The following is a 20799-nucleotide window of genomic DNA, read 5'->3' on the forward strand; positions in this document are numbered from 1 at the left end:
ATAATACATTAGTTCTTCTATAGTAGGATTTTTAACTTTATGCTTATCAATTTCTATCAATAAGCTTTTTACTTTTAAGTTATCTCCAACTTTTAGTAGTGCTTCACTATAATATTTATACTCTTTTACACCAACTATATTTTCTTTAATCTCTTCTAATTCTGCTTTATTTGCCCTAATTATTTTATACTCCTGCTCTATCATATCTTTCTTTATTGTAAAAATCTGATTTCCTTTATTTATAAAAATAAGATAATCAGCAATCCTAATTAGATTATCTGTATTATGAGTTGAAATTATTACACTACTACTTCCATTTTTCACAAAATCTTTTAGATACTGCATTATTTCTTTTCTTACAATTGGGTCTATTCCAGCAGTTGGTTCATCCAAAATAAGTAGTTTAGCATTATGGCTAAGTGCATTTGCTAGCATAAGCTTCTCAGATTGTCCTTTGGATAAATTCTTAATATGTATATTTTCTTCTATTTCAAATTTTTCAAGATACTCATCAAATCTTTCTCTATCAAAATTACTATAAAATAAAGATACTATTCTTCTAAACTCTTTCACCTTTAAATGTGGATAAAATTGTAAAGAATCATATACAAAACCAATATTGTTTTTAAAACTCACTGGAGAATTGTCAATTGTTTCATTACAAAGTTCAATTTCACCCTCATCAGCATCAATAATACCCATTATAATTTTTATTAAAGTTGTCTTTCCAGAACCATTTGGTCCTATAACTCCAATAATATCTCCTTCTTTTAATTCCAAGTTTATATTATTTAATTTAAATTTGCCTAATTTTTTTGTAATATTCTTTACCTTAAACACGTCTTCACCTCTTATGTAATTTTTTATACCCCCTATACATATTTTAACACATTCACAACAAGCTAGGACATTTATAAATTTATAAATTAAGAATTATAAAACTATGTTATAATACAAAGTATGAAGAGGTGAATATATGAAAAGAATTATAACTATAAATGCAAACCAATTAAATAAGTCCCTTGAGACTAAAGAACTCTTAACTAGAAAACTTGTCAATGCTGGCTTTGAGGTGTATTCAGATATTTATCCAGATACAGAACTTATTATATCAATTGGCGGTGATGGCTCTTTTTTAAGAACAGTTAGAGATTTCGATTTTCCTGAAATTCCCATAATGGGTATAAATACAGGACATCTGGGATTTTTTCCTGATATTTTACCAGATAAGATTGATAGCTTTATTGAAGCTTATATAAAAAAAGATTATATTATTCAAGAAATGTCACTTCTTAATGCTGAGGTATATACAACTACTAGTGGCTCTAACATGCTTGCTGTAAATGAAGTTGTTATAAGAGGAGACAAGTCTAGAACTATACATCTTAATCTAAGCCTTGATGATAAACATATACAAAATTTTAGTGGAGATGGTATGATTATTTCTACTTCCACAGGTTCAACCGCCTACAACTATTCTGCTGGCGGTAGTATTGTTGATATAAAACTTGAACTTATGCAGATTACACCTTTACATCCAATAAACACTAATGCATATAGATGTTTTACATCAAGTATAATATGTTCAAATGAATCTGTTATAAAGATTGCACCAGAGTACAGATTTGAAGATTCATTATTGATTGTTGTTGATGGTGTTGAGCACAGATTTAGACAAATTGAAAATATAAAAGTTAGCATGTCTGACGCAAAAATAAAATTACTTAGGATGTCAAATTACGAGTTTTGGCATAGAGTATCTGAAAAATTTTTATAGACTGCACTTAGGAGGATTTTAATATGAAAATAGGAATAATGAGTGATACTCATGGTAGTTTACTTTACTTTGAAAAAGCATTAAATGTATTATCTGATTGTGATATTCTCTTACATGGAGGAGATGTCTTATATCATGGCCCTAGAAATGATATTCCAGAAGGATATAATCCTAAAAAATTTATAGAAGTGTTAAACAAATTAGAAAATATTATAATTGTTAAAGGGAACTGTGATGCAGATGTTGACCAGATGGTAATAGAACATCCTATTCAAAGTCCTTATGTCATGAGCCAATTTGGAGAAATTAGGATTATATTAAATCATGGTTATACAGAAACAGAAGAAGAGATTATTGATAAATCAAAGAAAATGGGTGCTGACATATTAGTTTTAGGACATACTCATGTAAAGAAACTATATATGGATGATAATTTAATAGTTATAAATCCAGGAAGTACTTCTATCCCTAAAGATGGAAGCCATTCTGTAGCAATTATAGATATTATAAAAACTGATGATGAAGATGAGCTTGAACTTGATATCAATTTAATCGATATTAATACTGGAAATATAATCAATATTAACTAAATGTAGTATGCCATAAGAATGTATGAAAAACATTAAAGGTTAATACTTAAAACATATAGAGTAAATTTAATTGAAAAAGTAAAATATATTATAGATAGACACTTCACATTGAAGTGTCTTTTCTATATCATTAGAAAACTGTATAATCTACTATATAGTAAAGTATCTATTCACACAAAAACAAGTAAACTAAGCTGTTTGCAACTTAATTAGAATTTCAAATACATCAATTCAAACTTCTAATTAAACATAACTTAGTTTACTTGTATTTATTATATAATATTACTAATTATTGAACTATTGTAATCCTAATGCTTCTGTATAAGGATTACTATTTTTTCCTCCACCAACTTGTACAAATTTATCTGCTTTTACTTTCTTTATAAAACTTTGTTGTCCATTACCTAGACTTCCACTTGCAAGGATGACAGGTGACTTTGTCTTTGCTGCCAATACGCCAGCAGCAAGTCCGTCAACTAAATCGGCTTCTCTACCACTTCCATCCTTTGCAAAATACATATTACTAACCTTACTTAATTTTCCATAAAATTTTTCTAAAACTTTAGCATTTGTGTCTTTTCTATCTGTTCCAGCTAGCCTTTCTGAATTTACTAGTTGTCCCTCAAGTTTTTTGCTTATGTTATATTCTCCACCTATTATGTATGTCTCATTTGAATTTTGTGTTATAAAACTTTTAGCCTCACTTCTTATACTATCTTTACTTGTATATATTATAGCCATATTATCACTTGCAGCTGGACTTGATATAGAAGTTGCATCTGCTAGGCCATTATAACCATTAACTACTGCTATTTTTGAAACACCTAAATCTCCTGTATCATCCAATTGTTTAGTAAGAAGCAAAGAAGTTTCTTCTCTGTCTGCTCCTCCAATTCTACTTACTAAAACACCTGTATCTTCAAGATATTTTTTTACACTTGATGAAATTGCCCCTTCACTTCCAATTAAAATAATTTCTTCAGGATTAAGTCTTGTTATCTCATCTGCTACATTTTCTGGTACATTATTTTTATTAGTAAGTAGTATTGGCGCATCCAATTTGCTTGCTAAAGGAGTTGAAGCTAGCGCATCTGGTAATGAATTTGAATTTACTAGAAAAACCCTCTCTGAACCATTATTCCATCCACTTTGAGATATTTTTATAGCTGTATCAAATCTATCTTCCCCAATTAACTTTTCTCCCTTTGGAGATTTTCTATTTTGAATATAACTATTCATATGTGTCTGTGGATTTTGATTCTTGCTAGTTGTATCTGCATATACACAGCTAGGCATTACAAGCCCTAATACAAGTGTAAATACCATTATTTTTTTAGATTTAATTTTCAATATAATTCCCCCTTATTTAAAATATTAATACTTATGGTTACTCTGTAATATTTATTTATACCCCAAAGTAAATATAATTATCTTTTACCAAAATAATTATAAAAATAGCTATATCATCTTAAATACAAAACAAACTTACAATCAGTTTGTTTTATAAAGAATGATATAGCTATTATAACTTTAAACTCTTAATTTTTGAATACTTTTAACTAAACTCTTTCAGCATATTTTTCAGCTATTTTTATAACTAATTTAGTAGCTTTCTCCATAGAACTAACTGGGATACATTCATTTTTACCATGGAAGTTTAATCCTCCAGTAAATATATTTGGACAAGGTAGTCCTTCAAATGATAGTCTTGCACCATCAGTACCACCTCTTACAGGAACTAAACGTGGCTGTATACCTACTTCTTCCATTGCCTCTTTGGCTATATCAACGATGAACATAACTGGTTCAATCTTTTCTTTCATATTATAATAAGAATCTTTTAAGTCTAATTCTACTCTATTATCATATTTCTTATTTATTTTTTCTATATTTTCTACCATTATAGATTTTCTTTGTTCAAATTTTTCTCTACAATGGTCTCTAATAATATAAGCCATACTTACAGTTTCAACATTTCCATTTATAGTATTTAAATGCCAAAATCCTTCATAACCTTCTGTTGTTTCTGGTCTTTCATCTGCTGGGAACATTTCTGATATTTCAGCAGCTATATGTATAGCATTGACCATTTTATTTTTAGCTGAACCTGGATGAACGTTTCTACCATGTATAGTAATAGTTGCATTTGCAGCATTAAAGTTTTCACATTCAAGTTCTCCAACTACTCCTCCATCTAAAGTATATGCATATTTTGCTCCAAATTTTTCAACATCAAATAGATTTGCACCTCTTCCAATTTCCTCATCAGGTGTAAATCCTATTTTTATATCTCCATGCTTAATTTCTGGGTGATTGATTAAATATTCTATTGCAGTTACTATCTCAGCTATTCCAGCTTTATCATCAGAACCAAGTAAAGTTGTTCCATCAGTAACTATTAAATCATCTCCTTTAAATTCTACTAATTCTGGAGAATCTTTTATATATGTAACAACATTTAATTCTTCATTTAAAACTATATCTTTTCCATCATAATTTTTTATTATCCTTGGTTTAATATCTTTTCCACTTATATCTTCAATTGTATCCAAGTGTGATATAAATCCTATAGTATCTACACCTTCAACATTTCCTTTTAAAGTAGCCATTACGTAACTGTTTTCATCTAAATTTACTTCATCAATACCAATTGATTTTAACTCTTCAACTATATACTCAGCTAAAACTCTTTGACCTTCTGAAGATGGACAATTTTCACATTGAGAATTCGATGTTGTATCAAATGATACATATTTTAAAAATCTTTCTACTACTTTTTGTTTCATGCATATACCTTCTTTCTTACAATATTAATGGAATTTTTATTTATTAGTGAATAAAATTTTACTACAAAAATATCTTAATTATTTATAGTTAAAAGATATCCACCTTCTTAAGTATATCATGCATACATACCAAACCCAAACAAAAAATTACTCCTATTATTCCCTTTACCTGAATTCCAATAAAAATTGCAGCCAGTGTTGCTAATGGATTTAGCCCAACATTTACTGATACTAATTTAGGTTCAAGTATTTCTCTTATTAGAGATAAAACAAAAAATATTATAAGCATGCTTACAGCTATAAAATAATTTTTTATAAGAAAATAATACACGATTATTGGAAGGTATATTGTTATTATTCCTAAAAATGGAATTAAGTCCATTAAAGCTCCTACAAAAGCTACTATCAGTCCATATTTCAATCCAAATATAGCAAAACTTCCCCATATCGCAAAAAAAGTTATAGCCATAAGTATTGTATAAGCTCTTATATATCCTACAAGAGAAAGACCTGCTTCCTTCTTTACATTCTTTACCTTTTTTCTGACATCAACAGTAAACATATTATAAAAATTATTTTCAATTTTATCTAAATCTTTTGCTATAAAATATGTAGCAATAAACAAAGTAATTATAAATATTATAATATATGGAATAGAGGTAGCCAGTCCAAGTATACTTGTAAGGAGATTCTTTGTAATGTGCATTACCTCATTACTAAACTTACTTACTAATTGTTCTATATCAAAATTAGCTATTTCTTGAAATGATTTCATATAGGCATTTATTTTATTTAAAAAATACATAATTGTATTGCTTATATCTTCAGGGTTGGCAGATATATTATTTAAAAATCTCATTAATTCTTTAACTGAATTTATTACGATTATTGTAGTAACTGTACTTACTACTGCTACTGCAAGAAAACTCAAAACTAATGTGGATACACCCTTATTGATGTTAAACTTATTTTCTAATTTTTGTGATATAGGATTAATCATAAGAGCTATTATTCCACCTAAAAAAAATGGAGCTATGTATGGAAACGCTTTATAAATAAAAATAAACAACAATGTGTATATGCAAAAAAAGATAGTGTTATTTTTTAATTTGTATAAAAAATCATTTTCTAATATGTTCATCTTAAAAATCTCCTTCCTTCTAATTTATATTTCTATTTTGTCCATTTCATACTAGTTTTATTTGAATATAAAATAAAAATAAGTGCATTAAATATAGAATTTAAATTCTACATTCAATGCACTTATAATAAATTTAAGAACATTATTACATTATGTATATATTCTTATTTTTTTGATTCTATTTTTTTCTATGCTTTCTATACAAAATCTTATATTATCAACTTCAATTACTTCATTTTCTTCTGGCAATCTGCTTAAATGTCCAATTATAAACCCACCTATAGAATCAAATTCTTCAGATTCTAAGTTTACACCTATAAGTTCATTAACATCACCAATTTTAGTACTTCCATCTACAATATACTCATCTTCTTTTATAACTTGTATTTCATCTTCTTCTTCATCATATTCGTCTTCTATATCACCAACAATTACTTCTACTAAATCTTCTATAGTCAAAAGACCAGATGTTCCACCATACTCATCTACAACTATAGCCATTTGACTTTTTTCAAGTTTCATCTCTTCAAGAAGCTGTGTTATCTTTTTAAACTCATATGTGAAAAATGGTTCTCTCATATAATTTTTAATATCAAATAACTCTATTTCCTCATCTGATAAAAATATAATATCTTTTATATTAAGTATTCCTACAATATCATCTATAGTTTCTTCATATACAGGCATTCTACTTAGTTTTTCTTCTTTAAATACTTGTATGATTTCATCGTAACTATCTTCCATATCTATAGCTACCATATCTATTCTCTGTATCATTGCATTTTTGGCTTGCATATCTCCAAATTCAAATACATTATTTATGATTTCTCTTTCTTCCATTTCAAGGACGCCTTCTTCATGACTTACATTTACCATAGTTTTTAACTCTTCTTCAGTTATAAATGACTTGGCTCCTTTATGTGTTATCCCAAACAATTTAAATATAACATTCGTAATTATATTAAATACCCATACTACTGGTCTCAATACAAATATAATTACTCTTATAGGCTTAGATACTAAAAGAGAAACCTTTTCTGAGTTACTTGCTGCTATTGTCTTTGGAGTAATTTCACCAAATATTAACACTAGTACTGTCATAACAGCTGTAGCAAGTGCTACTCCTTTTTCTCCCATCAACCCTATAAACAGTGACGTTGATATGGATGTTGCTGCTATATTTACAACATTGTTTCCAACTAATATAGAACTTAAAAGTTTATTTGGGTTTTCTATTAATGAACTTACTAACTTAGCTCCTTTGACTCCTTCATCTTGCATATATCTAATTCTGATTTTACTTAAAGACATTAAAGCTGTCTCCGATGCTGAGAAAAATGCAGACCCCATAAGTAATACTACTAAAATTATAATCTGGACCAAACTATCGGGCGATTCCAACACTTACCACACTCCTACTTACTTGTTTTTTTATATTGATATTAATTATAAATAAATTTAATATTAGTTTTAATTATATCACAATTATATATTTTTTGGAAATGTTAGATAATATATTCAATTAACATATTGTTTCTAACTGTATTCAATTTTTACTTTCGAACCTACTCCAGCTTCACTAGATGAAACCAATAACTTAACAGGAACTCTATTTTTAAGTTCTTCGACATGACTTATTATACCCACACTTAGATTATTACTATGCAATCTTTCCAATGATTCTATAACAATCTCCAAAAGTTCACTATCCAATGAACCAAATCCTTCATCTAAGAAGAAGAATTCCAGCGGTGCACTTCCTTTTAATTGTATTTGAGATGAAAGAGCAAGTGCTAATGATAGTGAAGTTAAAAATGTCTCTCCTCCAGATAGAGTATCAATACTTCTTCTTTCTCCACCATTAAAATTATCTCTCATTACAAAATTGAGTGTTGAGTCAATTTCAAGTGCATATCTTCCTTTAGTTATTCCTTCTAATCTTTTTGATGCTTCTAAAGCTATATACTTTAGCTGATTTGTAGAGACGTATTCTACAAATTTATTTCCTTGTATACATTTATCTAATTCTTCTAACAAATCTACTTTATGTTCAACTAATCTAAGTTCCTTATTAAAATCATTTATCTTATCTAAAGAATCTTTTAATGTTAGCAACTTGTTTTGATTAGCTCCAATATCTTTGGATATATTTCCTATTTCTACTTTCATATTATAAATATTATCTTTTAATTGTTCAAAGTATTCTTTTTTAATAATTCTTCCATTTAACTTTTCTTTTGATGATTTTATTTTAAACGATAATAACTTTTGTTCTTCTTCATATTCCAATATTTCTTCAATCAATTTTTTTACTTCTTCACCTTCTAATAAAGCTCTTTTTACTGCATATATACTTTCAAACTTATTTTCTGATAGCAGTTTATTTAATATTATTTTTTGCTCTTTATATTGTTCTTTAGCAGTTTTAAGTCTTCCATCTATATTGTGCTTCTCAGCAAGATTTTTTTCATATTCTATCCTCTGTTCTTCTAGCTTTACTTTACTAGACTCCTCTTGTTCTAGTATCTTGCATATACGTTCTTCAACATTATGTAAAAGATTTTTAGCTAAATCACCTTTTGTTATATTAATTACTTCTTTATATTTGCTTTCTCTATGCACTTTTTTTTCTACATATAACTCTCTAGCTTTTATTAACTCTAGCTCTATTTCATGTAACTTACTTTCTTGTTCTCTTATTTTAATATCTAATAAATCTCTGTTTTTTAATAAGTTTGAATATCCTGTATTTAATAATTCTAATTTTTTTTCATTTTCTCTTATTTCTTCTACTTTAGACGATAGGTTTGAAACTTTAGTAATTGTTTTTAATCCTAAATACTCTTGCTTTAATTTCTTACATTTATGTTCCAGACTTTCAATTTCGATATTTAAATCTTTTATTAATTTCTTATAGTTATTCAAACTTTCATTTATCTTTAATTCTTCTTTTTCAATTCTATTTTTTTCTTCTTTTGCTAATGTTATTTTATTTTCGGTGCTTTCTTTCTCTTTTTCCCACTCTTGAATGTTAGACTTAAGTACAGCTAATTTTCTTTGTTCATCATCAAGTCTTTTAAATAATTGACTGGATGGAATTTCCCCAAGCTTTCCTTTTACATCTTCCAATTCTTTAGTTTTCATTTTTTCTACAGAGACATAACCACTTACTTTGGCATTTAATTCTTCAATATTATGTCTTATGCTTACTTTTTCTTTTTCCAATTTATCTAATTTATCTTTGACAAAAACTATATTTTCATCATAATTAGTTATATTATGATTTTCATGGTGCTTTGAACCACAAACTGGACATGGCACATTTTCTTTTAATTCACGTCTAAGCTCAGAAGCCAAATTCAAGTATTTTAGTTCTTCCAACTCTTTTTCAAGGTCTTCTCTATTTTTTCTATTGTTCTCAAGCTTTTCATTTACTAGATTTAGCTCTCTCTCAATATTAAATTTATTTTCTAAAACTACTTTTAATTCATCTTGTATATTATTTTTCTTAATTTCATTTTCTTTGGTATTATTTGCCTTATTTCTTAATTCAGTTACATATTCAGATTTTAAAAGCAAATCTTCACTTTTACCAGGACATTTTTTAAGAAGAACATCTAAATGAAGAGACAAACTTTCTAGGTTACGGTTGATATCATTTTTATCTCTATCAATATATCTGACTTTTAAATTTATATCTTCTGTATCCTTAGATATTTCTTCTAGTTTATTTATTTTTTGAGTTTTCTCTTCTAGTACTTTATTATAATCTTTCTCATATTCATATGCTAAAAATATTTTTTGTTTTAATTCTGCACTTATATTTACTTTATCTATTTTTCCTTCAACTTCTTTTACAGACTTAATAACTGCTTCTTTTCTAGATTCAGAATCTTTTTTTAGTTTTTCTAGTTCCATTTTGTTCTTACTTAAATCAAGACCATTTTCTTTTAATTCTTTTAATTCCTTATCTAGTAAAACTAATTCTTCTTCTAATTTTATTGCCTGTTGTAACTTTATTTTTTCCTCACTTAACTTAGGAACTTCTTCATTTTTAATTCGACTTATTTTTTCATATCTATGCTTTATAACTTCAAGTTCTTGATTTAAAATCACTAATTTTTTTTCTAAATTATCTACTGTAAAACTATCTTCTTTTATCCTTTTTTCTAAATTTTGAACTGTGCCTATGTATGGGTCCACTTTTCTTGCATTATTATCATTTTCTACAAGATTAGTCTTTTCTTTTATCTCATTACTTTTTAGATTAAGTTCATTTTTTCTAAGCTCATTTTTCTCTAGTTTCAATTGTTCCTCATATATTACTTTACTCTCTTCATAAGATTTTTGAGCTAAATCCAAAATTTTATTTTTCTCTTTTTCTAGTTTTTTTAACTCTACTAGTTCTTGATTGATATTATTATACACTTCTTCTGTTATTCCATCGTATTGACTTAATTTTGACTTTAAGTCTTTTAACTTTTGCAAATGTAAATTTTTTCTCTTTTTTACCTTATCTCCAAGACTTCTTCCATACTTTTCAAGATTGAAAATTCTCTCTAACATGTCTCTTCTATCTGCACGTGATAATCTCAAAAACTCATTAAATTTATCTTGTGGTAAAACTACTGACCTCGTAAAATCGTTCGATGTTAGTCCTACAACTTGAGCCACTTTTTCATTTACTTCAACAACTTTATCAGCTAAAACATTTTTTGTATTATCATTTAACACCTCTACTAATCTAGCACCAGAAGTTTTTGTTCCTGTTTTACTTCTTACAATAGTTCTATCTACAATGTATCTTCTTCTTGTATTTTTGCTTCCTATCTCAAATTCATACGATATAATTGCTTTATCACATACACTGTTTATATATTCTTTTGTATTTCTAGATATATTTCCATACATAGCAATGGTTATGGCATCTAAAATTGTAGATTTACCACTTCCAGTAGTCCCAAATATTCCAAACAAACCTCTTTCAATTAGTTTTTCAAAGTCTATAACTTGTTTATCAATATAACTATTAAGTCCAGTCAGTTCTAATCTAATTGGTCTCATCTGTTGATTCACCTTCTTCACTTATTATATCTAGAAATAAATCCATAAGTTCTCCTTTTGGCTCTACACCTCTACTAAAGGAATAAAATTCTTTGAATAATTCTGCCATAGACTTTTCTTTTATATCTACACTTTCTTGTTCATAACAAGATGTTATTATTGGTTTTATCTCTATTATGTCTTTTAATAATTCTTTCATTTTTTTAATTTCACCTTGAGATATTATCTCATCAGTATTTATTTCAAAGTATGACCAAATATCTCTATCTTGATTTTGCTCACATATATCTAAAGCTTCATCTATACCATTACATTTAAATACTTCTATTGGTTTGTAATTGTTAAAATAAACTTCCTCGATATTTGGTTTTTCTCCTGCTTTTATATCCACTATATATGCGCCTTTAGTATATGCTCTTTCATCTTTGCTGTATTGAAGTGGAGAACCAGAATAATATGCATTTAAACGTTCAGAAGCTTTTTGTTGTTTATGCAAATGTCCTAGCGCAGTATATTGAGCTTTTTCCGGCAAGTCTTTTTTCTCAACCAAAAAGCTTCCTCCTAGTTGTATAGGTCTTTCTGATTCAGTACTCTCTCCACCTATTACAAATATATGTGATACTGCTATATTTATAGTATCACTTCTAAAATTTTCTCCTAAATTTCTAAATATATCTCCTACTTTTTCAGAGTAAGTCTTTTGCTTTTCCAAATCATCTTCACTTGAAAAAACCTCATTTAACCTTTTTTCACTTGGATAAGGCAACGTAGCAATTACAACACTTTCTCCATTTATATTTAATGTTGTGCATCCTTGTATGGCCTCTGTTATCTCAAATTTTTCATACGTAGCTCTTTCTGTAGAACTTGATGGATAACCAAATATAAGTATACCCTGTTCATGTGCTAAAGGTGTTATTGCAGAAAGTCTCTCTGGATTGTCATGATTCCCTGAAATTATTATTACACATCTTTGTCCATTATTAGCAAGTCTTGAAACAGTTTTATAAAACAGTTTTTCTGCTTGAGCTGGTGGATTAGAATTATCATATATATCCCCAGCAATTATTACCATATCAACTTCACTTGATTCTACTATTTGTATGAAGTCCTCACAAAATTTTGCCTGTTCTTCAATTCTAGAGTGGCCTTCTAGGGATTTCCCTAGATGCCAGTCTGATGTATGAATGAATCTCATTTTTTCCCTCCCATTTATCTTTATGTTTAATTTATATCAAAATAATTAATAACAAACAGCCTCATCAACTCCAAATAAATATATACATTTTTCTTTTACTGATTTTCCAGTTAAAGTTTCAATAACATCTGCATATAAGTCTAATTGTTTTTTATATTTCTCTATTATCTGATTTATATTTTCCTCATTTACAAAATCTGTTTTATAATCTACTAAAATTATCTGGTTATCTTCTTCAAAATAAGCATCAACTATACCTCTTAACATGACACTTTCTTTGTCATAAATTTTCTTATCATCATTTTTTATCAATTCTTCATAAATATATATATCTTTCATATTTACTTGTGCATAAATTGCTTTTTCTCTATTTATAAGTTCAGCATTTAACATCCTTTTTCCTATGTTAGATGTAAAAAATTTATATATTTTATAAGGATTTACTATACTAGCTTGCTTTTCTGTGATTATCCCCTTTGAAATAAAACTTTTTATTTGCATCTTTATATCACTTATGTCGTTTACCTTCTTTAAATCTAAAACTTCCATCACTAAATGAATTATTGTACCTCTTTCTGCTCCATTTATTTTTTCTTTTTCTTCATCATTTTGAATAAATAGAGGTTTTTTTAAGGTTACTTTTTGTTCAAATATAGTATTTATCAACTCTTCTTCATAATTATTTTGTATCTTTTTTATTTCTGTAACAGATATACTAGCAGGTTTTTTTGTACTAAATTCATATGGGTATATATAGTTTAACTTTTCTTCTATTTCAGTATAATAATCGCTGTCAGGCTCATCTACATCTATTTTTTCAAGAATTTCTTCAATACTTTCTTTTTCTTCATCATTTTTCTTTTGTATTAAAATATCATCTTTATTCCATAACTTTCCATACCATTTCGAATTATGTTCAACATTAAATGGCACATCTAACCCCATATCTTCCAATAAATTAGATAAGTCTTTATGTTTTAATACACAAGGCATTATCCAGTCTAAGAAATTCTTACTTTTTAGTATTTCATATTGTGATATTGTATCTAAATTTTCAATTCCATTGGTCCATTTTCTCATGCTATCTTGTACATTTCTAGTAGAACCGGTTATAATCAACTTCTCTTTTGCTCTTGTAAATGCAACATATAAAACTCTCATCTCTTCTGATAAATTTTCTATATTTATTTTGCTTTTTAATGCTTCTTTAGCTATACTTGGAAAAGAAATTCTTCTCTCATAGTCAACAAACTGAGGTCCATATCCTAAATTATGATGATATAAAATACTCTTTTTAAAATCTTGAGTATTGAAGTTTTTTCCCATAGCAGAACATATAACTATTGGAAATTCTAGACCTTTACTCTTATGGATACTCATTATTCTAACAACATTTGCATTTTCTCCAAGTGTTTTTGCACTACCCATATCAGAACTAGATTTTTTTAATTTCTCTATAAAATTTACAAAGTTGAATATTCCCTTAAAGCTAGTCTCTTCAAATTGTTTTGCTCTCTCAAAAAGTACTTTCAAGTTGGCTTGTCTTTGACTTCCACCTGGTAATGCTCCGACATAAGCATAATATCCAGTTTTTGTATATAAATACCATATAAATTCATCTGTACTCATATACATTGATTTTTCTTTAAATTCCTTTAGTTTAATCAGAAAGTCTTTACTTTTATTTATACATTCTTCACTTGGTACAAAATCCGATTTATTTTCATCCTGTAAATCTGCAAATTCATCATACTCTGATGTACTTTCTAAAACTTCATAAAAAGTTTTATCTTTATTTTGAATTCTAATATCAATTAAATCCTCTGGTGTAAATCCAAATATAGGTGACTTTAAAACTGCTATAAGAGGTATATCTTGCATTGGATTATCTATTATCTGAAGTAATGATAGTATTGTTTTTATTTCAATTGTATCAAAATATCCAACTCCAGTATCAGCATAAGTAGGTATATCCATATTCATCAACTCATCTGCAAACACAGGTGCCCATGCAGATGTAGCTCTTAAAAGAATCACTATATCCTTAAATTCCACAGGTCTATAGGCATCAATTCCTTTATCATAAACTTTTTGAATCTTTCCATCTTCATTAGCTTTCATTAAATCCTTAATAATCTTTCCAACCATTCTAGCTTCAAGTTGTATATTGTCCAGTTCTTCATCTTCTTCTGCTTCATTTTCTTCATTATTAGCGTTATTATCTTTATTGTTTATAATATCATTACCAGTTTTAGTATTTTTTTGTATAAGATGTATTTCTGTTGCTCCACCAACAATAGAGTTCTCATCTACATCTAACTTAAAGTCTGCTCCCAGGTTAAGTCTTTCTTTTTCTGTATATTCAATTTCTCCTATATTCTCATTCATTATATTTTCAAATATATAATTTACAGAGTCCACAATTTCTTCCCTACTTCTAAAGTTTTTATAAAGCATTATTTTTCTATGAGAACTGCCTTTTTCATCTTTATAGTTATTGTACTTTTGTAAAAACAACTCTGGTTTTGCTTGTCTAAATCTATATATACTCTGCTTTACATCTCCAACCATAAATCTGTTTGGAGTCTTTATGTTTGTTACACTTTTAAGCAATACTTCTTGTACAAGATTGCTATCTTGATATTCATCTATAAATATTTCATAGAAATTATCTCTATACCCTATAGCTATATCAGAAGGGATGATATTTCCGTTCTCATCTACATTCGTAAGTATATTTAAGGCAAAATGCTCTATATCATTAAAATCTATTATTCCTTTTTCACTTTTTTTATCGCTGTATTCTTCTTCAAATCTCAGAACAATATTAGATATTGGTTTAACTATATTATAAAGATATTTAATTTCATCTTTAATAGATTCTTTATCTTTATTAAATGTAGCATTTATTATACTTTCTAAAGATTTTTTAGTTTTGTCTCTTATTACTTTTGCTTTTTCTTTTGACTCTTTTATATATGAAGGAGCATCTTTTGGTATCCTTTTTATACCTTTTACATAGTTTTCAAAAGACATGTTTGACATCTTCTTATGTGCATCATTCCATGATTTATTACAGGCTTCTGAAATATCGACTACTCTCTTATATTCAATCGACAGCTTCTCTGTAAAAGTTTCTAGCTCTTCTATTGACTTAACTTCTTTTAAGGCCTTTTCCATATTTGAACAAATTCCATCAATTTCTATTTTTACAGTATCTAATATAGCTCTAGCCCAAATAGATTCTGAAAAATCAAAGTCCTCATCAATGTTAAATCTCTCTGCTGAATCAATAAGCCATTTTTTAGGCTCAGGAGAAGCCATTGCAAATGAATATATTCCTAGAATAATATCCTGAACTTCTTTATCTCCTCCTCTTTCTGCATAACTTTCAACTAAATTTAAGAATCCCTCATCTCTTTCTTCATATAATTTTTCAAATACTTCTTCAATTGCCTCTTGTTTCAAAATGGCACATTCAGTTTGGTCTCCTATTCTAAAATTAGGGTCTAGATTTATTCTATGAAAGTTCGATTTTATAACATCTAAACAAAATGAGTGTATTGTTGTAATACTTGATTTATTTAATAAAACAAGTTGATTTTGTAAGTGCTTATTTTCTGGATTTTCATCTAATGCTTTTCCTATAGCGTCACCTATTCTCTCTCTCATTTCTGATGCAGCCGCATTAGTAAATGTAACTACTAATAATTTATCTATATCAATTGGGTTTTCTCTACTTGTTATCATTTGAATTATACGTTCAACTAGTACTGCTGTTTTTCCCGACCCAGCAGCTGCTGCAACAAGTAAATTACAGTCTCTACTTTCTATAACTTCTGTTTGCTCTTTTGTCCATTTAGGAGAACTCATTAATCAACATCTCCTTCCATCATTTTTATTATCTCTTCATTGCTCTTATTATTTAAAATTTTATATTTATTATCTTTCATAGTTGAATCAAATTGACATATCGCTGAGTAATCACAAAAATCACATGATGTTCCTTCTTTATGTTTATATGGAGATATCTTTATTTCACCACTTAACATTTCTTCACATAAATCCTTTATAGCATGTTTTACATATTTTCTAAGTAATCTAAAATCCTCATAACTTACTGTAGATGTACTTTTACCTACATTTCCATCCTTTGTAAGACCTACTGGTATTACTAAGGAGTTTTTTCTTTCTCCATCTATTAATGATTTATCCATCTCTTTTATTATATGAGAATCCTTTACCACAAGCCCCTTCATTCTAAGTTCTTTTAGTATAGCTTCTTGAATTTCAGTATCATCTTTATCTTCATTAAACTTTGCTATTGGATTATTTATTCTACAATATAATATTGCTGCTGGATTTAAATTTATATCTTCTTCTTTTACACTTTCAAGGATTGCATCAAGATACACAAGTAATTGTAATTGTAGACCATAGTATATTTCTGTTAAACTTATAGCTTTATTACCTGATTTATAATCTACTATTCTTATATATTTGTTTTCACCTTCTTCAAATTCATCTACTCTATCTATTTGACCAATTAAATTTACTTCTTCTCCATTGTTCAAAACTATTTTTATAGGAGGGTATTTACCGTCCTTACCAAATTTAACTTCATAATCTACAGGTTCAAATGAACCTTGTTTTATCTGTTGGCTAATTATATTTATAGCTGTTGTCAGCATATTCTTTAATCTATATGCAAGATATTTATATCTTTCAGAACTATTTAATATATATCCTGGTATCTTTGAGATTATTTCATCAACTATAATACCTACCTTTAATTCTATATATTCTTCATCAATATCTTTCCACAATAAATTATCTTGTGATAGTTCTTTCGAAAATCTATCTAAAATATTATGAACAAAGGTTCCTAAATCTGGTGGTGTAAATGAATACTCTTTACGCTTTCTAGCTTTAAGACCATATTGTATAAAATAAGCAAATGGACACTCTGCATATTTTTCAAGCCTAGACACACTAAGAGAATTACTTTTATATAATGACCTTATTTTTTTCTCTTCAATCCTATGAACTTGATTAGTATAACTAAGACCTTTTATAACTTTTTTTGTTATAGAGCTATACATTTCATCCTTTAGATAGTATCTATATATATCTAACCAGATACTATTAATTTCTTCTTTGCTGTACTCATCACTATCGTAATTTTTTATTACACTTATAAGTTCATTAAATGTGGGTGATTTTACAGTTATTTTTTTAAGTATATCTTCATTAGTTCTTTTATCTTCTTCTATCAAATAACTTTTATTTTCTATATTTGGGAATATCTTCTTTAATCTTGATATAATTATTGAAGGTCTAAGCGTCTTACCCTCATGGTCAGATATAGGATATGTTATAATTAAATTTTCAGATGTTGAAGTAAGAGCTTTGTATACTAAAAATTGTTCTTCAAAACTTCTAGTTTTACTATCTATGTCAACTTCAATGCCTTTATTCCCAAGACTCTCCCTATCATTATCACTTAATATTCCACTATCTTTTGTAATTAAAGGAAATACACCATCAGTAGTTCCTATTAAGTATAAGTACTTTGTATTTGGATTTTTCATTCTATCCACACTACTTACAAGTACTTGGTCTATACTAGGAGGAACTAGCCCTAACTCATACTCATCAAATCCAAGGGTTATTAATTTTATAAATTTTTCTAAGGATATTATTTCTTCACCCATAAGTTCCACCATTTGGTCTAAAACATCTACTACTATATCCCAAACTTGTGAATACTGATTGGCAACGTCAAGTTCTCCTTTATCCTTAAAATTTACTATTAAACTCTCTATTGTTTCTGGCATACTTATATCTAGTAAAAACTCATATATATATTTACAAATTTCTTTTACTCTGTTTTTTCCTTTTAGTTTTTCTTGTAAATTTATTATTGGCTCTAATACTCTATTTTTTATTTCATTTATTTTATCTTTTAATTCTAACTCAAACTCATTTTCTTCATTCGAAAGACTTTGTGTTATTCTATAATCCCACTTTTCATCAAACCATTTCTTACCTTTAATTCCATTGGATAGTACATAATTTTCTAGCAAATTTATATCATCATTGTCAATTCCTATAAGACCGCTCTTTAAATACCTAAACATAGTTTCATATCCATATCGTCTGTTTTTCATTTCTAAAGCTGAAATAATCAAGATAACTATTGGATTACTTTTTGCTTCTCTCTTTTTATCTATAAAGTTAGGTATATTGTACTCATTAAATATAGAATGTACCAAAAAATCATATCTATTTAAGTCTCTTGTAGCAAGAGTTATATCTCTATATCTAACATTCTTGTCTCTAACCAAATGTACAATTTCTTTAGCTATTTCTTCTACCTCTGAATACAGATTATTAAATTCTTTTATTTTTATATTTTTAGTTGGGTTTATATATGTTTTATATGGATAAGCATTATAAAATTTTTCTAAATGTTGTAATTCTTGAATTCCTTCAAATCTTTTTATAACACCTGTATTCAAATTTACTTGTGGTAATATTTTTATTCCTTCTTCATTACATAATTGAGTTAATTTTGAGTAAGTAAATTTAGTTCTAGAAAACACATCTGCTTTGCTATATCCAATATAATTAACATTATCTACAGTCAAAGATATATTAACATCTTTAGCTTTATTTAATATACTTTTTATAACATTGTATTGATTTGGTGTAAAACCTGTAAACTCATCTATATAAACATAAGCTCCTTCTAAATAGTTACTCAATTCTATTTTGCTTGATAATGAAGTCAACATATCTTGAGCATCTATATAATTTTCATGTAATTTTCCTTCAAAGGAATTATATATCTTACTTATATCTTTTAATTTTAAACTTAATGTCTCATTTTCTAATTCTCCAGATATGTTTTCTAACATTTCAGGACTTATATTGTACTGTTTCATTTCTGATATCATATCTGTAATTGAACTTACAAAACCAGATTGTGACTTTGATTTTGAAAATACATTTAACTCTTCACTTACATCTTCTATCGCTCGATACACCATCATTGCTTTCCCACTAGAATTTATATTTACATCTGTTAATCCTCCTGTTTGAGAAAAAACTATATTACTCAGTGTTTTAAAACTAAGTACTCTAACTCTTAAATACTTGTCCTTTTCTCTTCCTAAAAATAGTTTACTTATTCTATTTTCAGCCTCAAATGTATACTGTTCTGGAACTAAAAGTATAACAGATGTCATTTCATTTTTTTGAGATTCTTTTTTAATTTCATCTAATATATATGTAGATTTTCCACTTCCACATCTACCTAATATAAACCTAAGTCCCATAAATTTCCGCCTCCAAAATACTATAATCTATTTCTTTGTCATTGCATAATTTATTAAATTCACAATACTTACAATGACTTTTATTTCTATAGCACATACGTTCTTCTTTATTATATACCTTTTCTATATCATTGTATAGATTATGTTCGTATGTATGTTCTTCATAATTTGTACTTTTTATCATGTTTATATAGTTTTGAATTTTATTTCTATTCATCTCATGTTTTTCTTCATCATATGAGATGGTAACTGGCAAATCATCAAATTCAGGTTGGTAATATTTCATACTTATATCTTTAACATTTACTTCTATTTTTAAAACTTTTGGTATAACTTCTTTTGCCAAAAACATATAAACTATTGTTTGAATCCTACTTTCTACATTTTTATAGTTAATCTTTTTAGACTCAGTTTTCCAGTCCCATACCTCTATATTGCCTTTTCCAATTACAATTAAATCATACTTTGCTTGTAATATGTCCCCATTTAAATTCATCCTTACTTCATATTCTGGTAAATATATTTTTTCTTTTTCGATGGGGACAATTTTTTTTATATTCTCAATCCATTTTAAAAATCTTTTACTATTTTTATCATCTTCATTAAAATAGATTCCAAGTGGTATATTACTAAAGTATCTTTCACAAATTAAATGAAAGTCTCTTCCAGTTTTTAAACTATCATAATACTCTCTACTACCTATATCATCATTTTTCCAATTTATTTTATCAATATACTTATACTTAAATTTTAGTGGGCATGACTTATATGTGTTAATTGAATTTTGACTATAAGAAAAATATTTTAATTTATCATTCAATCATATCACTTCTTTCTTAACTTTATTTTTTAATAACTATTTATTATCTATTAATTTAGCTTTCTTTCATCAATATATCAACT

The 20799-nt window shown here is 27.3% G+C and carries 12 protein-coding genes; 2 read left to right on the forward strand and 10 right to left on the reverse strand.

Annotated elements, in window-relative coordinates:
* Positions 1 to 840 (reverse strand): ABC transporter ATP-binding protein (locus KGF50_RS11220; protein ID WP_227848125.1); only part of this gene is annotated, 840 nt, incomplete at its 3' end.
* Positions 841 to 976: 136 nt separating this feature from the next.
* Between KGF50_RS11220 and KGF50_RS11225 the strand changes: the two genes are divergently transcribed.
* Positions 977 to 1777 carry an NAD(+)/NADH kinase gene (locus KGF50_RS11225; protein ID WP_227434012.1) on the forward strand — a complete coding sequence of 267 codons (801 nt, stop codon included), beginning with the start codon at positions 977 to 979 and terminating at the stop codon, positions 1775 to 1777.
* 23 nt (positions 1778 to 1800) lie between these two features.
* Positions 1801 to 2367 (forward strand): phosphodiesterase, encoded by a 567-nt coding sequence (gene yfcE, locus KGF50_RS11230; RefSeq protein WP_227434011.1) that lies wholly within the window; start codon positions 1801 to 1803, stop codon positions 2365 to 2367.
* A 297-nt stretch (positions 2368 to 2664) separates the two neighbouring features.
* Here yfcE and KGF50_RS11235 read toward each other — a convergent pair whose 3' ends face one another.
* The 9 genes from KGF50_RS11235 to KGF50_RS11275 all read right to left on the reverse strand — a co-directional run bounded on the left by KGF50_RS11235 (position 2665) and on the right by KGF50_RS11275 (position 20716).
* The gene (locus KGF50_RS11235) at positions 2665 to 3717 is read right to left on the reverse strand and encodes a cell wall-binding repeat-containing protein (RefSeq protein WP_227848126.1); all 1053 of its coding nucleotides are present in this window, start codon (positions 3715 to 3717) and stop codon (positions 2665 to 2667) included.
* Positions 3718 to 3926: 209 nt separating this feature from the next.
* The gene (pepT, locus tag KGF50_RS11240; protein ID WP_227848127.1) at positions 3927 to 5153 is read right to left on the reverse strand and encodes a peptidase T; all 1227 of its coding nucleotides are present in this window, start codon (positions 5151 to 5153) and stop codon (positions 3927 to 3929) included.
* 88 nt (positions 5154 to 5241) lie between these two features.
* Entirely contained in the window at positions 5242 to 6294 is a 1053-nt protein-coding gene (ytvI, locus tag KGF50_RS11245; protein WP_227848128.1) for a sporulation integral membrane protein YtvI, read from the reverse strand.
* A 150-nt stretch (positions 6295 to 6444) separates the two neighbouring features.
* The gene (locus KGF50_RS11250; RefSeq protein ID WP_227848129.1) at positions 6445 to 7698 is read right to left on the reverse strand and encodes a hemolysin family protein; all 1254 of its coding nucleotides are present in this window, start codon (positions 7696 to 7698) and stop codon (positions 6445 to 6447) included.
* A 132-nt stretch (positions 7699 to 7830) separates the two neighbouring features.
* Complete coding sequence (locus KGF50_RS11255; protein ID WP_227848130.1) at positions 7831 to 11358, reverse strand: AAA family ATPase; 3528 nt, start codon at positions 11356 to 11358, stop codon at positions 7831 to 7833.
* A complete protein-coding gene (locus KGF50_RS11260) occupies positions 11345 to 12556 on the reverse strand; it encodes an exonuclease SbcCD subunit D (RefSeq protein WP_227848131.1) in 1212 nt (403 codons plus the stop codon). The genes KGF50_RS11255 and KGF50_RS11260 overlap by 14 nt, the downstream gene beginning before the upstream one ends.
* A 45-nt stretch (positions 12557 to 12601) precedes the next feature.
* Positions 12602 to 16429 (reverse strand): helicase-exonuclease AddAB subunit AddA, encoded by a 3828-nt coding sequence (gene addA, locus KGF50_RS11265; protein WP_227848132.1) that lies wholly within the window; start codon positions 16427 to 16429, stop codon positions 12602 to 12604.
* Entirely contained in the window at positions 16429 to 19896 is a 3468-nt protein-coding gene (gene addB, locus KGF50_RS11270; protein ID WP_227848133.1) for a helicase-exonuclease AddAB subunit AddB, read from the reverse strand. The genes addA and addB overlap by 1 nt, the downstream gene beginning before the upstream one ends.
* Positions 19886 to 20716 (reverse strand): PD-(D/E)XK nuclease family protein, encoded by an 831-nt coding sequence (locus tag KGF50_RS11275; RefSeq protein WP_227848134.1) that lies wholly within the window; start codon positions 20714 to 20716, stop codon positions 19886 to 19888. The genes addB and KGF50_RS11275 overlap by 11 nt, the downstream gene beginning before the upstream one ends.
* Between the last annotated feature and the right edge of the window lie 83 nt (positions 20717 to 20799).

The organism is Clostridioides sp. ZZV15-6598, assembly GCF_020657705.1.
GTDB lineage: Bacteria > Bacillota > Clostridia > Peptostreptococcales > Peptostreptococcaceae > Clostridioides > Clostridioides difficile_F.

Bases quoted from the DNA above. Each gene is read 5' to 3' on its own strand.
- KGF50_RS11225 (WP_227434012.1), top strand. From the start codon at position 977: ATGAAAAGAATTATAACTATAAATGCAAACCAATTAAATAAGTCCCTT.
- yfcE (WP_227434011.1), top strand. From the start codon at position 1,801: ATGAAAATAGGAATAATGAGTGATACTCATGGTAGTTTACTTTACTTT.
- pepT (WP_227848127.1), bottom strand. From the start codon at position 5,153: ATGAAACAAAAAGTAGTAGAAAGATTTTTAAAATATGTATCATTTGAT.
- ytvI (WP_227848128.1), bottom strand. From the start codon at position 6,294: ATGAACATATTAGAAAATGATTTTTTATACAAATTAAAAAATAACACT.
- KGF50_RS11255 (WP_227848130.1), bottom strand. From the start codon at position 11,358: ATGAGACCAATTAGATTAGAACTGACTGGACTTAATAGTTATATTGAT.
- KGF50_RS11260 (WP_227848131.1), bottom strand. From the start codon at position 12,556: ATGAGATTCATTCATACATCAGACTGGCATCTAGGGAAATCCCTAGAA.
- addA (WP_227848132.1), bottom strand. From the start codon at position 16,429: ATGAGTTCTCCTAAATGGACAAAAGAGCAAACAGAAGTTATAGAAAGT.
- addB (WP_227848133.1), bottom strand. From the start codon at position 19,896: ATGGGACTTAGGTTTATATTAGGTAGATGTGGAAGTGGAAAATCTACA.